The 14,027-nt window shown below is 57.0% G+C and carries 9 protein-coding genes; 3 read left to right on the top strand and 6 right to left on the bottom strand.

From position 1 onward, the window contains the following. A partial coding sequence (gene hemL / locus PSSD_RS09140; RefSeq protein ID WP_058970836.1) for a glutamate-1-semialdehyde 2,1-aminomutase occupies positions 1-906 on the top strand: 906 nt, incomplete at its 5' end. Positions 907-1,111: 205 nt separating this feature from the next. Here hemL and fhuB read toward each other — a convergent pair. The 6 genes from fhuB to hrpB form a co-directional block, all read right to left on the bottom strand. Further along, positions 1,112-3,088, bottom strand: a complete 1,977-nt coding sequence (gene fhuB / locus PSSD_RS09145) for a Fe(3+)-hydroxamate ABC transporter permease FhuB (protein ID WP_039331338.1) — start codon at positions 3,086-3,088, stop codon at positions 1,112-1,114. Beyond that, positions 3,088-3,966 carry a Fe(3+)-hydroxamate ABC transporter substrate-binding protein FhuD gene (gene fhuD, locus PSSD_RS09150; RefSeq protein WP_058970839.1) on the bottom strand — a complete coding sequence of 293 codons (879 nt, stop codon included), beginning with the start codon at positions 3,964-3,966 and terminating at the stop codon, positions 3,088-3,090. Before fhuD ends, fhuB begins: the two co-directional genes overlap by 1 nt. Positions 3,967-3,975: 9 nt before the next feature. Beyond that, positions 3,976-4,770, bottom strand: coding sequence for a Fe3+-hydroxamate ABC transporter ATP-binding protein FhuC (gene fhuC, locus PSSD_RS09155; RefSeq protein WP_058970842.1), 795 nt, complete (start codon positions 4,768-4,770; stop codon positions 3,976-3,978). 111 nt (positions 4,771-4,881) lie between these two features. Then, positions 4,882-7,083: a ferrichrome porin FhuA gene (gene fhuA / locus PSSD_RS09160; protein ID WP_058970844.1), complete on the bottom strand. Its 2,202-nt coding sequence runs from the start codon at positions 7,081-7,083 to the stop codon at positions 4,882-4,884. Between the two features lie 211 nt (positions 7,084-7,294). Continuing rightward, positions 7,295-9,826, bottom strand: a complete 2,532-nt coding sequence (gene mrcB, locus PSSD_RS09165) for a bifunctional glycosyl transferase/transpeptidase (protein ID WP_058970847.1) — start codon at positions 9,824-9,826, stop codon at positions 7,295-7,297. 223 nt (positions 9,827-10,049) lie between these two features. Further along, entirely contained in the window at positions 10,050-12,521 is a 2,472-nt protein-coding gene (gene hrpB / locus PSSD_RS09170) for an ATP-dependent helicase HrpB (protein ID WP_058970850.1), read from the bottom strand. 25 nt (positions 12,522-12,546) lie between these two features. On the opposite strand from hrpB, the gene thpR reads away from it, so the two are divergent. Both thpR and sfsA read left to right on the top strand, forming a co-directional pair. Continuing rightward, positions 12,547-13,086 carry an RNA 2',3'-cyclic phosphodiesterase gene (gene thpR / locus PSSD_RS09175; protein WP_058970943.1) on the top strand — a complete coding sequence of 180 codons (540 nt, stop codon included), beginning with the start codon at positions 12,547-12,549 and terminating at the stop codon, positions 13,084-13,086. Further along, the gene (gene sfsA / locus PSSD_RS09180; RefSeq protein ID WP_058970853.1) at positions 13,087-13,791 is read left to right on the top strand and encodes a DNA/RNA nuclease SfsA; all 705 of its coding nucleotides are present in this window, start codon (positions 13,087-13,089) and stop codon (positions 13,789-13,791) included. Positions 13,792-14,027: the final 236 nt, after the last annotated feature.

Consider the following 14,027-nt stretch of genomic DNA (forward strand, 5'->3'; position numbering starts at 1 on the left):
GCGCGCGGCTTTACCCATCGCGATAAAATCATCAAATTTGAAGGTTGTTACCACGGCCACGCGGATTGCCTGCTGGTGAAAGCCGGTTCCGGCGCGCTGACCCTGGGCCAGCCCAACTCGCCAGGCGTACCCGCTGATTTTGCCAAGCACACCCTGACCTGCACTTACAACGACCTCGCCACCGTGCGTGCGGCGTTTGAACAGTATCCAGAGGATATCGCCTGTATCATCGTTGAGCCGGTTGCCGGCAACATGAACTGCATTCCACCGCAGCCAGACTTCCTGCCGGGCCTGCGCGCGCTCTGTGATGAGTTTGGTGCCTTGCTGATTATCGATGAAGTGATGACCGGCTTCCGCGTGGCGCTGGGCGGTGCTCAGGCCTATTACGACGTGACGCCAGACCTGACTTGCCTGGGCAAAATCATTGGCGGCGGCATGCCAGTGGGCGCCTTTGGTGGACGTCGTGATGTGATGGAAGCGCTGGCACCGACCGGCCCGGTTTACCAGGCGGGAACGCTCTCAGGTAACCCGATTGCCATGGCTGCCGGATTCGCTTGCCTGACGCAAATTGCCCAACCGGGTACGCACAGCACCTTGACCGACCTGACCACTCAGCTGTCTGAAGGTTTGCTGGCGGCGGCTAAAGCAGAAAATATCCCGCTGGTGATCAACCACGTTGGCGGCATGTTCGGTATTTTCTTCACTGAAGCGGACAGCGTGACCTGCTACGCCGATGTGACAAAATGCGATGTCGAGCGCTTTAAGCGCTTCTTCCATCTGATGCTGGCAGAAGGGGTATACCTTGCTCCATCCGCCTTTGAAGCGGGCTTTATGTCGCTGGCGCACAGCCAGGAAGATATTCAGCGCACCATTGATGCCGCACGTCGTAGCTTTGCTAAGCTGTAAGCTTCGGTCGCCATTAATCGCGTAATGCATCTCAGCTAAGCGCTTTCTGGTCGCCATAAATGGCAACCCTACGACGATCGAGCGCGGTTTTCGTAGGGTGCATATTCATACGCACCAAGGCATTGGCAAGCATACATATAAGGGTGCCATATTTCGTAGGGTGCGCATTCATGCGCACTGGTTAGAAATGCGCACCCTATTTATGTTATGCGCGGCGTAACAACCAAATAAAATAGGGCGCACCGAAGAAGGTGGCCATCAGCCCTGCCGGGATTTGATCCGGAAACGCCAGCATTCTGCCGCACCAGTCGGCAAACACCATTAAACCTCCCCCCAGCAATCCTGCCATCAGCACTTGCGGTAGCGCACGACGGAACCCCAGCATACGCACAATATGCGGTGCCATCAGGCCGACAAAACTGAGTGGCCCTATGGTCAGCGTGGCCGTGGCAGTCAAGGCCGCCGCCAGCAACAGCAGGCTCAATCGCGATCCCGTTAACGCCATGCCTGCCGACCGTGCCGTGGCACTGCCCAGCGGCAGCAGTGTTAGCCAGCGGCTGGCCAGAGGTGCCAGAGCAATCAAAATCATCCCCACTACCGCGCTTTGTACCGCCTGCTCAAGACTGATGTTGTAGGTCGAGCCTGAAATCCATGTCAGCAAGCCACTCATACGTGGATCACCGCTGGCCATCAGCACCATTAACAGGGTGACAAAGGCACTGTTCAGCGCCATGCCCGCCAGCAGCATACGTTCGGGCGAGAAGCCACCTCGACTGGCCACCAGCATGATGATCAGCAGCGTCAGGGCGGCTCCCAACGCACCTGCAGGCAGCAACCACGCCACCGCATCACCGGGCACAAAGAACATCATCACCACGGCACCGCATGCTGCCCCTGAGCTAATGCCTAACACTTCCGGGCTCGCCATTGGGTTACCGGTGAGACGCTGAATCAACGCGCCCGCCACGCCCAGCATCATCCCGACTACCAGCGCGGCCAGCACGCGCGGCACACGCCACGGCAGCAGCTGATGCAACATCTCGCCGCTGACCCACGTCCAGCTGTGCGCATCGCGGCCAAACGTCAGAGCGACAGCGCCCAACAGCGCCAGCATCGCCACGCCAAACAGACACCATCGCACGACGTTTTGCCGCTCCGCCGGGACCTTATCCCCCATGTTCATCGCCGGGGGCACTGAACCGGTGCGCAAGCGCGGCAACAACCACAGCAGAATCGGCACGCCAATCAGCGCCGTCGCAGTGCCAGTTGAAACCTCACGCCAGTGGCTGGTGAGCCACAGCACACACTGATCGGCCAACCACAGCAGCAGCGCACCAATCAGTGGTGCGAGCAGCATGCGGCTTAACAAGCGACGGCCTCCCAGCATTTTCGCTAGCAGCGGGGCAAACAGACCGATAAAGCCAATGATGCCCGCCACATTTACCAGCTGCGCACTGAGCAGAATCGCCAGTGCCAGCGCACCGATACGCGCCGCTGACAGTGCCAGGCCAAGATTTTTCGCCACGCCATCGTCCAGCCCCATCAGGGTCAATGGACGTAACAGCGCCAGCGCCACCACAAAGGCCAGCAGCAGGCGCGGCCACAACATTGCCACGTTGTGCCCATCCATCTGATTCAACGCGCCCGTGCTCCACAAGAACATGTTCAGCAGCTGATCATGATTGAAGATGGCAAAGATTTGATTCACTGAACCGGCATAGAGGCTGAGCACCAGCCCGGCAAGGATCAGCGTCACAGGTGACAAACGTTTTCCCCACGCGACACCAAACACCAGCACACCGACCAGCACCGCACCGCCCATCGCCGCAAATTGTTGCGTCAGTTCCCCACCCGGCAGATGCCAAAGCGTGGCGACGGTGATGCCCAGCTGTGCGCCCGACGACACGCCAAGCGTGGTGGGTTCCGCCAGCGGATTACGCAGCACCTGCTGGAACAGCAAGCCCGCTAAGCCGAGGCCCGCCCCGACCAGCAGCGCCAGCGCAAGACGCGATAGCAGACTGTGGTGAAACACCACTTGCTGGATATTGTTGATGTCTGGCGCAATGATCGCCTGTGTCCACTGTGCCGTTGGCAGTGCTTCACTCAGGTTGATATAGGTTAACGCCAGTGCCAGTAAACACAGGCTACTCAGCAGCGCGACAGGAAAAAGACGATGGCGCATCATTGCGACTCCAGCGCGTGTTCCAGCACGCGAATAAACTTCAGCGCCGAATAGGTCGCGCCGTAATACCACACTGCAGGCACGCGCTGGAAACGGCCAGCACGGATAAACGGCAGCGCCTGCCACAGCGCCGTTTTCATCACGCGCTGCATATCGCGGTCGTTATCGTGATCGAAGCAAATGACCTGCACGTCGCCCACGTTAGCCAAACGTTCAAGCCCGACTACCGCGCTGCCCCAGAAGTTGGTTTCACCCTGCCAGGCGTTGGTCAGGCCAAGGATCTCCATCACTTCCAGGAACAGGCTATTGGCGCCAAAGGTAATGGCGTGACGGCTGTCCATCAGTGACATCAATAATATCGGGCGACTCGCCCAGGGTTTAAGACGCTCACGCGCCGCCGCGAGCTGCTCATCGAGGTACTGCAGATGCTGCACCGCTTGCTCTTCTCGCCCCAGCCGTGCGCCCAGTGCATGCAACGAATTGCGCGCCGTGGTTAACGGTTTACCGTCACCGCTGTTGAGATCAAAACCCATGGTCGGCGCAATGCGTTGCAACTTATCCAGCGCCGGACCGTAGCCGTTGGAATGCAAAATCAGTGAAGGTTGCAGCTGCGTCATCAACTCCAGATTGGGTTCGGTACGCAAGCCAAGATCGATGGTGTTAGCGGGCAGCTGCGGCTCGCCCACCCAAATCCTGTAGTTACGCACATCGGCCACACCCAGCGGTGCCACGCCGAGCGCCATCATCAATTCAACGGGTAACCATTCCAGCGCCAGAATCCTTTGCAGATCGGGCTGAGACGCGCGCAAGGGCGCTACATTCATCAGGGGCGAAAGTGCCAGCGCCGTCAGTAAGCGACGACGGGAAATGTCAAACATGGCGAGGCCTCAGTAAACGAAACTGACGGGCGCACCGCCCTGGGGATGAGGCAAAATGCCCATCGGAATCCCGTAGATATTGCCCAGCACATCGGCCTGCATAATCACCTCGGGTCCACCCTCAGCAATCATCTCACCGCCGCGCAATGCCACCAGACGATCGCAGTAACGCGCTGCCATGTTGATGTCGTGCAGTACCGCGATCACCGTTAACCCGCGCTCACGGCTCAGGCGCTGAATCAATGCCAGCACATCAACCTGATGGGCGATATCCAGCGCAGAGGTGGGTTCATCCAGCAGCAGACAACGGCTGTTTTGCGCCACCAGCATCGCTAACCAGGCACGCTGACGCTCGCCGCCAGACAGGCTGTCCACCAGCCGTCCCGCGAAAGGCTTCAACCCCACCAGCGTAATCGCCTCTTCTACGCGGTCACGGTCTTCCTGGCCATAACGCCCCAGCGCGCCATGCCAGGGATAACGACCAATCGCCACCAGTTCGCGCACCGTCATGCCTTCCGCAGCAGGTAACTGTTGCGGTAGATACGCCACCTGACGCGCAAAATCTTTGCTGCCCCAGTGATCGACCGCCTCGTCATTCAACAGCACCCGGCCTCCACTCGCCGCATGATGACGCCCAAGCATTTTCAACAGCGTGGATTTACCCGAACCGTTATGACCAATCAGCGCCGTGACTTTGCCCGGTGCGAAGGTCAGCGAGAGGGGATGCAACAGCGTGCGCCCAGGCACGCGAAAGCTGACGTTATCCAGCGTGAAGGTGGTTTCTGCGTGGTGCGGATGCTGCATGGTAATCCCTGGTTGATTAATTCATTGCACATCGAATTCTGTAGGGGCGGCTCATGAGCCGCCTCTTGGTCAGTCTGAGGGCGGCCTGAAGGCCACCCCTAACTCTTGTGGTTAGAAACGGAAGGTCGCCGTACCGACGATCTGACGCTCAGCGCCCCAGTAGCAAGCGTAATCACGATAGCAGCTGGCAACGTATTCACGGTCGAACAGGTTGTTGATGTTCACACCCACGGTTGAACCCGGCAGGCCGAAACGACCGAGGTCATATTTTAGCGCTGCGTCCACTGTGGTGTAACTCGCCACCGCAAAGTTCTGATTGGCGTTGGCTCCGCTCGCATACAAGCCCTGGCTTTCACCGACATAACGGACACCAGCACCCAAGGTTACACCAGACAACGCCGTCTCATGGAAGGTGTAATCACCCCACAGCGATGCCATATGCTTCGGCACCTGAACAGGAGTTTTGCCTTTAAGCACTGTATCTTCGGTGTATTCCGCATCGGTGTAAGTGTAAGACGCCGTCATGTTGATGTTGGCGTTCAAGGCCGCTTTCGCTTCCAGCTCAACACCGCGCGAACGAATTTCACCGCTCTGTACGCTGAAGTTAATATTGTTCGGGTCTGGCGTCAGGTTCTTGGTTTTCGTCAGCTGATAGATCGCCCCCGTAATCACAATTGGACGATCTTTCGGAACGTATTTCACCCCAGCTTCATACTGCTTCGCACGGGAAGGGTCGAAGGTTTCACCGCTGGCGGTGGTACCCGCCGTTGGGATAAACGATTCGCTGTAGCTGAAGTACGGCGCAATACCGTTATCAAAGACGTAGTTCAAACCGCCACGCCAGGTAAAGGCCTGGTCATGGTTCTTCTCTTCGGTGTTGCCATTGCGATTCAGTGCTGAAGTCATCGCATAATCGTAACGACCACCTAAAGTCAGCACCCAGCGGTTCCACTCCATTTGATCTTGAGTGTAGAGACCGGTTTGCTCTTGACGATTCAGATACTGATAAGGGAATGGCGTGCCAATGATAGCATCGTTACCGTACTGAGGATTAATCGCACTGATTGGGGAGGCTGAGCCAAATGCCGCATCAATATCATTACGGGTGCGCTGATAATCCACCCCCATCAGCAGAGTATGGTCCACCGCACCGGTGCCAAATTTGGCCTGTGCCTGAGTATCTACCGCAAATTGATTCAGTTTCTCATCAGAAACCGCTGAACCACGGGTAATTTCATTAGTCGCGGAGTTAAAGCCATTACCGTAAATACTGCGATAATTGGTTCTTAAATCCGCATAGCGCAGGTTTTGGCGCACTGTCCAGGTGTCGTTAAAGCTGTGCTCAAAGTTGTAGCCCACCATTTTGGTATTACGCGAGATCTTGTTGCTGTCTTCGCCTTCATCAAAATTGGTCGGCAACTTATAGCTGCTGCCATCCGGACGCGTGATCCCTACCACCGTGCCCTGACGTGGCAGCCAGCCGTAATAACCGGTTTCAGGCTCGTTCTGGAAATAGGTCAGCAGATCAAAACGGGTATTGGCATCAGGCCGCCAGCTGAATGAAGGCGCGATGGTGTAACGCTTCTCTTTGTTCATCTCCTGCTGCGCATCGGCGCTGCGGGCTAAGCCGGTCAGACGATAGCTGTAAACGCCGTCATCATCCAGCGAACCACCAAAATCAAAACCGGTTGAGAACAGGTTGTCAGTGCCCATCTGGAACTGCACTTCGCGCAGCGTTTCCTGCGTGGGTCGCTTGCTTACCAGTGACACTACGCCGCCAGGGTTACTTTTGCCATACAGGACAGAAACCGGACCACGCAGCAGTTCGGCGCGCTCCAGGAAGTAAGGATCGATAGCGAACTCAGAGTAGTTATCACCCTGCAATTTCAGGCCATCAAGATATTGGTTGGTGTTGGTTTCACTGAAGCCACGAATCGACAGTGCATCGATCACATCAGAGCTACCACGGTTGCCGGTCAACACACCAGGCGTGTAGTTGAACGCGCCTTTAACGCTGGTGACGGCATGCATAGCCATCTCTTCCTGCGTCACCACCGACACAGACTGCGGGTTCTTCTCAATCGGGGTATCGGTTTTGGTGCCGGTCGCACTGTGTTTGGCGGCAATGGTCGGTGCCGGACCCCACGCGCTTTCCTGCGCGACGGTGTTACCGCCATTGGCAGTGACCACCACGGTATCTTCTGCCAGCGCCTGTGCGCTCAGCGTGCCCAGTGATAAAGAAATCAATAAAGCGAGCGGACGACGGGAAGTCGCAGCACGTGCAGAACAAGGATTGGAATTTCGCGCATTCATAAGGGATCTCTCAAAAAGGGAACAATGCAGGCGAATGAAAACGATAATGATTATTAGACGCACGAATTTTAGGCGAAGTTTGGCAAGATCCGCAAGATGTAATGCCTGATGGCGGTGCGTTTGCGACCAGATCGTGCATGTCCATGATCGCGATTAATAAATCGCAGACACGAAAAAGGGCGCCGAAGCGCCCTCTGATTTACACAGCTAACTACTTGCTGCCAAACATATCCTTGATCCAACCCGCTACGCCGTCAGCGTCCTTCTGCTCATCCTGCGGCTGTTGCTGTGGTTGTTGCTGTTGTTGCTGCTGGACCTGCTGCTGTTGAATTTGCTGTTGCTGCTGTTGGCAAAGCGCATTGGCATCCAGTGTCCACACCGGCAGTGAACGCCAGGTGCTGCTGCCCGAACCACAAACAAAGTTACCGGCAGAATCGACGTTCATCTGCGTGATATCTTCTGGCGGGGTCAGCTGCAGTGGCATCGGTGCCTGGTTATCGAGATAGCGACGATAAATCTGCATCGCACCGCTCGCACCATACAGCTTCGAGCTTTGGTTGTTGTCGCGGCCCACCCACGTGATCGCCACTTCTTTGCCATCGATACCAGCAAACCAGCTGTCGATCAGGTCATTGGTGGTACCGGTTTTCCCGGCCAGATGGGCATTCGGGTAACGCGCACCAATCGCCCGCGCCGTACCGTGATCCACCACCTGCTGCATCCCGTACAAGGTCAGATACGCCGCCTGCGCTGGCTCGACACGCTGGGCCTGCGGGAAACTCTGATACAACACCGTGCCATCTTCTGCGATCACCGAACGCACCGCTGACAGATCGGCACGGTTACCGCCGCTGGCAATCGACTGGAACGCCTGAGCCGCTTCAATCGGCGTCAGGTTCAGCGCACCCAGCAACATCGCTGGCACCGGGTTGAGCTGATCTTTGCCCACGCCCAGCTTGGTCCAGGTATCGACAACCGAAGCCAGCCCCAGCGTCATCCCCAGGTTTACGGTCGGGACGTTCATTGAGTTAGTGAGCGCATCCACCAGCATCACTTTTCCGCTGAAACGCTTATCGTCATTCATCGGCTTCCAGACAGAACCGTTTGGCTGCTTCAGCGCAATCGGTTCATCTGCCAGCCAGGTGTTGAGACGATAGCTGTTCGGCTGACTCAACGCAGTGAGATAGGTTGCTGGCTTAGCCAGTGAACCAATCGAGCGACGCGCCTGCAGTGCACGGTTGTATCCAGCAAACTGCGGGTCGGCACCACCGACCATGGCGCGCACTTCGCCGCTGAAGCGGTCCACCACCACCATCGCCGTTTCCAGGTCCTTCAGACCACGCTGTTTTTTCAGCGCTGGAATACCTTCTTCCACCGCCTTTTCAGCCGCATCCTGTGAGATCGGATCCAGTGTGGTGAAGATCTTCACGCCGGACATATCTTTCACTTTATCGCCCAGCTTGGCCTGCAGTTCGTTGCGTACCATCTGCATAAACGCAGGCTGAGGGGTGATCACCCCACCTTTCGGCTGCACACCCAGTGGACGTGCCGAGAGCATGTCGTACAGCTCCTGGTCGATGACGTTCTGCTGTTGCAGCAGGCGCAGTACCAGATTACGACGCTCCAGCGCCAGTTTCGGGTTGCGCCACGGGTTATACAGCGAAGCCCCTTTCACCATGCCGACCAGCATCGCCTGCTGATCGAGGCTCAGTTCATCCACCGGACGCCCGAAGTAGTACAGACTCGCCAGCGGGAAGCCACGGATCTGATCGTTGCCCGCCTGGCCGAGGTAAACCTCGTTGAGGTAAAGCTCAAGGATGCGATCTTTGCTGTAACGCGCATCCATAATCACGGCCATGTAGGCTTCACGCGCTTTACGCCACAGTGAACGCTCATTGGTCAGGAACAGGTTTTTCACCAGCTGTTGCGTCAAGGTACTGCCGCCCTGCACCGCTTTACCCGCCGTGATGTTGGCAAGGAACGCACGGCCAATCGAGTAAGGGCTGATGCCATCATGCTCGTAGAAGTGGCGGTCTTCGGTGGCAATCAGCGTGCTGACCAGCAAATCAGGGAAGCCCGCTCGCGGCACAAACAGACGCTGCTCACCGTTCGGTGACTGCAACATGGTGATCAAACGCGGATCGAGGCGGAAGAAGCCAAAATCACGTCCGGTATCGAGGTTTTTAATCTCGCTCAGTTCGTTATTGCTGAACGTCAGACGCGCATTGATTTGCCCCTCTTTGCTGTCCGGGAAATCAAACGGACGACGCAGCAGGTCAATGGTATTGCCTTTAACACTGAACTCACCCGGACGGGTAATGCGCGACACTTCGCGATACTGCGTGCCTTCCAGCAGCGCAATCATCTCTTTTTTGTCGTACGACATCCCCGGTTCAAGGCTTACCATACGGCCGTAAACGGCGGCAGGCAGTTGCCACACTTTACCGTCGATGCGGCTGCGGATTTCTGAGTCGAGATAGACGCCCCAGGCAGCCATCACCACAACAAAGACCAGGAAGAGCTTGATCAGCCAGCCTAACCAACGACGTTTGCCGCGTGGCGGACGTTTTCCTTTACCTTTACCTTTTGCTGGCACCGGCGCACTCTCCTCATCATCTTCGTCAAAATCGTCCTGATCGATATCATCATCAAGTTCCCTGCGGCGACCCCGACGCGCAGTGCTGCGCGGCGGCTTTGGCGCTTTTCCTTTACGCCCAATAGGTTCGCGATCGTTCCCAGACATGCTTTTATTCTCCAGGCATAGCTACGGCTGCGGCCGTTACTCTATATACTTCATACTTCGATTTGCAGGTGCGTTGGCTGCTCTCGCTCACCCGAATCACTTACATAAGTAAGCTCATCGGGATTCTCTCGTTTACCGCCTTCCTGCAAATCGAATTATTTAGTCTACAACTGCTTTCTCGTGCTGCGCATGGCAGAACCCTCTGAATTCGATCCACAGAGTGTCACGATGAAAATTTCTTGGTTCGCCTTGTCGGCAAGGCGTTGGCCGGATCGTCGGGCCAGAGATGTTTGGGATAGCGCCCCTTCATCTCTTTCTGCACCTCAGGCCAGGCACCTCGCCAGAACGCCGCGAGATCACGGGTGATCTGCAACGGACGCTGTGCCGGTGAAAGCAGCTCCAGCACCAGCGGGATACGCCCTTCGGCCACCGCAGGATTGTGTGCCTCACCAAACATCTCCTGAATGCGCACTGCCAGCGCAGGGGGTTTATCCAGCGCGTAACGGATGGGCAGGCGACTTCCGGTCGGCACAGTGTAATGAGTTGGCAGCACAGTATCCAGCCGCTGACGTTGTGACCATGTCAGCAAATGTAATAATGCACTGACAAGACTGACGCTTTGCAGGCTTTTGAGATCGCGCACCGCGCCCATCTCTGGCAGCAGCCAACGCTCAAGAGAATCGAGCAGCGTTTCGTCGTCCAACTGCGGCCACGCCTCTTCGGGCAGCCATTCAGCCGCACAGTGTAAGCGCAGACGCAGCTGTTCCGCTTCCGGTGTCCAACCGAGCACTGAGAGCCCTTTCTCACGGACCCAGCGCAACATCGCCGGATGTAAAATATCCGCTTCAGGGCGCGCCTGCGGTTGCGCTTTTAGGACCAGCGAACCCACGAGTTCACGCTTCCAGGCACGCAGTGTGCCCTTCTCTTCGTCCCATTCCACATCAATACGTTGTGTCACGAGGGCCGGGCACTGCTGGCGCAGCTGCGCCATATCCACTGGCAGCGCCATCAGGATGCGCGCATCGGCGGCGCTGGCACCTTGCAACAGCGTAGGGGCAATCAGCCATTCAATACGACTCAGGCCATCCTGTTCATCCAGCATCGCGCCAATGCCGTTCGCCAGTTGATAGCGGGCACTGTCGCCGCGACGCAGTGCCAGGCGGTCGGCAAAACCTGCCGCCAATAACGCTGGAAACAGATCGGGATTAACCTTGCCACCGCTGGCATTCAGCCGTTGCTGCCATTGGCGAGCGCGGCGCAGCCAGTGCGGCTGCGGTCGATTGAGCGCATCTCGCAGATCGGCGCTGCCACTGCGTGGGGGATCTTCCAGAATCGCTACCAGCAAGGCCGCACTGGCAATCGCATCATTGTCTTGCGCGGCACTTAATATCGCGGTCAAGCGCGGATCGCTGCCCAGCGCCGCCATTTTCCTTCCACGCGCATTCAGTTTGTCGCCTTCCAGCGCGCCTAAGTGGGTCAGCAACGCACTGGCCGCGCGTAGGCTGCGCACGGGCGGCGCATCCAGCCAACGCAGTTGCGACGCATCCTGGCAACCCCACTGGAGTAAATCGATGTGCAACGAGGCGAGATCGCTGTTGAGTATTTCTGGCTCACTTTGTGCGGCGGCACGCATCGCTTGCTCTTGCGGCAATAAATGCAGGCAGATACCCGGTTCAAGACGACCGGCACGTCCGGCGCGCTGCGTCATGGAGGCCTGGCTAATGCGCTGCGTTTGCAGCCGCGTGACGCCACTGCGCACGTCGAACTGCGCCGAGCGTTCAAGTGCGCTATCCACCACTAACCGGATGCCTTCAATGGTCAAACTGGTTTCGGCGATATTGGTGGCAAGCACCACTTTACGCCGACCAGTCGGTGCAGGCAGGATGGCGCGACGCTGTGCCTCCAGAGATAACGCGCCATATAAAGGAGAGAGATCAACATCTTCACCAACGCGTGACGTCAGTTCACGCTTCACACGCTCAATCTCGGCCACACCGGGCAGAAAAAGCAGCAGTGAACCGGATTCTTCCCGCAGCAGTTGCGCCACTTCACGCGCCACCGCTTCTTCAAAACGTTGCTGCGTATTGAGCGAGGCATAGCGCCGTGTGACAGGAAAACTGCGCCCTTCAGAAGCGATAAAGGGAGCATCAGGCAGCAGTTGACGCAGGCGCTCATTATCCAGGGTGGCGGACATCAGCAAAATTTTCAGGTCATCCCGCAACCCTTGCTGCACGTCCAGCAGCAAGGCCAGCGCTAAATCGGCCTGCAAACTGCGTTCATGGAATTCATCGAGGATCACCAGCGATACGCCTTCCAGCATCGGATCGCGTTGCAACATGCGCGTCAGAATGCCTTCCGTCACCACTTCAAGGCGCGTGTTGGGACCACAGCAGTTTTCACCGCGCATGCGGTAACCCACAGTTTCCCCCGGCTGTTCACCCAGCCCTTCCGCCAGCCGTTGTGCAACGTTGCGTGCCGCCAGACGGCGGGGCTCCAGCATGATAATCCGCCCCGGCAACCGTGCTTTTTGCAGCAATTGCAACGGCAGCCAGGTGGACTTCCCCGCCCCGGTGGGGGCCGCTAACAATACCTGCGGCGACTGCGCCAACGCTTCCAGCAATACGGGTAGCACCTCGCTGACCGGTAATTCACTCACACTCAACTCCCACTGCGCCTGTGCTAAGATGGCGCGCATTGTAGCACTCAACGGCAACTCCATCATGACCACGCAACGTCTGTTCTTTGCCCTCGAACTGCCCGATCCGCTCCAGCAACAGCTGGTACAGTGGCGGGCGGAGAACTTTGCTGAAGAGGCGGGAAAACCGGTGGTTGCTGCGAATCTGCACCTGACGCTGGCATTTCTGGGAGAAGTGAGCCGCGAAACCTCACAGCAGTTGCAGCAGCTTGCCGCGCGTATCGCTCAGCCTGGCTTTCATCTCGATATCGATGATGCAGGGCACTGGCCTCGCCCCGGCGTAGTCTGGCTCGGCTGTCAGCGGGCGCCACGCGGTTTATTACAGCTAGCGAGTTTGTTGCGTGCCCAAGCCGCGCGCCATGGCTGTGCGCAAAGTGCGCAGCCTTTTCATCCGCATATCACACTGCTGCGGCACGCTACACATAAGGTGGCCCTGCCTGCGCGCGGATTCCACTGGCGTCTGGATGTCAGTCACTTCGCGCTGTTTTCATCAACCTTTAGTCAGGGTCGCACACGCTATCGACGGCTGGCCCGCTGGCCACTGTTAACCACCTCAGGAGCATGAATGCAGTTTGAGCCCCCCTTAAAACCCGCCCGATTAATCGCCCGTTATAAACGCTTTCTGGCAGACGTGGTGACACCTGAGGGTGAAACCTTGACGATCCACTGTGCCAACACGGGAGCGATGACCGGTTGCGCCACGCCAGGAGATACGGTGTGGTACTCCACCTCAAACAGCGCCACGCGCAAGTACCCGCACAGCTGGGAATTGACCGAGACCCAGCAAGGCCACTGGATCTGTGTTAACACTCTGCGCGCGAATCAACTGGTGCGTGAGGCGTTAACCCTTGACGCGATTCCAGAATTATCCGCTTACAGCCACTGCCAACCCGAAGTGAAATACGGTACGGAAAAAAGCCGAATTGACTTCCTGCTGCAAGCGGAAGGGAGATCAAACTGCTATATTGAAGTCAAGTCCGTCACCCTTTTACAGCAGGGTAAAGGCTATTTTCCGGATGCGGTGACGACTCGAGGACAGAAGCATCTGCGCGAACTCAGCACCATCGTGGCAGAAGGTCATCGGGCCGTTTTATTGTTTGCGGTTCTGCACTCGGGGATTGAGGACGTCTCCCCGGCGCGCCACATTGACGCACACTACGCAGAACTACTGGAACAGGCGCAGCGCTGCGGTGTCGAAGTGTTAGCGTATCAGGCTCAGCTATCACCCGCTCAAATGTTACTCACTCGCACACTGAAAGTAGCAGTTTGAACAGAGTTGTAATATTTATAACAATTTGCTGTGATAGGAATGTGCTGGTCGGTGCGCTGATTACGCGGTTATTCAGAGGCTTGTCAAGGTGTGAACAGGAATAATTGCCAACCTTGACTGCTTCTGTTATTTATAGCGGCCTGTTTTTTTCCCTAATGGGAATCAATAAACCCTAAAAAGTTTGAGTTGCAGGCAGTAAGTTATTGAACACAGCAAAACATGCGACTTGAAACATA

Source organism: Type-D symbiont of Plautia stali (assembly GCF_001485335.1).
Lineage (GTDB): Bacteria > Pseudomonadota > Gammaproteobacteria > Enterobacterales > Enterobacteriaceae > Pantoea > Pantoea vagans_C.

Bases quoted from the DNA above. Each gene is read 5' to 3' on its own strand.
- fhuA (WP_058970844.1), bottom strand. From the start codon at position 7,083: ATGAATGCGCGAAATTCCAATCCTTGTTCTGCACGTGCTGCGACTTCC.
- hrpB (WP_058970850.1), bottom strand. From the start codon at position 12,521: ATGCGCGCCATCTTAGCACAGGCGCAGTGGGAGTTGAGTGTGAGTGAA.
- sfsA (WP_058970853.1), top strand. From the start codon at position 13,087: ATGCAGTTTGAGCCCCCCTTAAAACCCGCCCGATTAATCGCCCGTTAT.
- mrcB (WP_058970847.1), bottom strand. From the start codon at position 9,826: ATGTCTGGGAACGATCGCGAACCTATTGGGCGTAAAGGAAAAGCGCCA.
- fhuD (WP_058970839.1), bottom strand. From the start codon at position 3,966: ATGTTTGACATTTCCCGTCGTCGCTTACTGACGGCGCTGGCACTTTCG.
- fhuB (WP_039331338.1), bottom strand. From the start codon at position 3,088: ATGCGCCATCGTCTTTTTCCTGTCGCGCTGCTGAGTAGCCTGTGTTTA.
- fhuC (WP_058970842.1), bottom strand. From the start codon at position 4,770: ATGCAGCATCCGCACCACGCAGAAACCACCTTCACGCTGGATAACGTC.
- thpR (WP_058970943.1), top strand. From the start codon at position 12,547: ATGACCACGCAACGTCTGTTCTTTGCCCTCGAACTGCCCGATCCGCTC.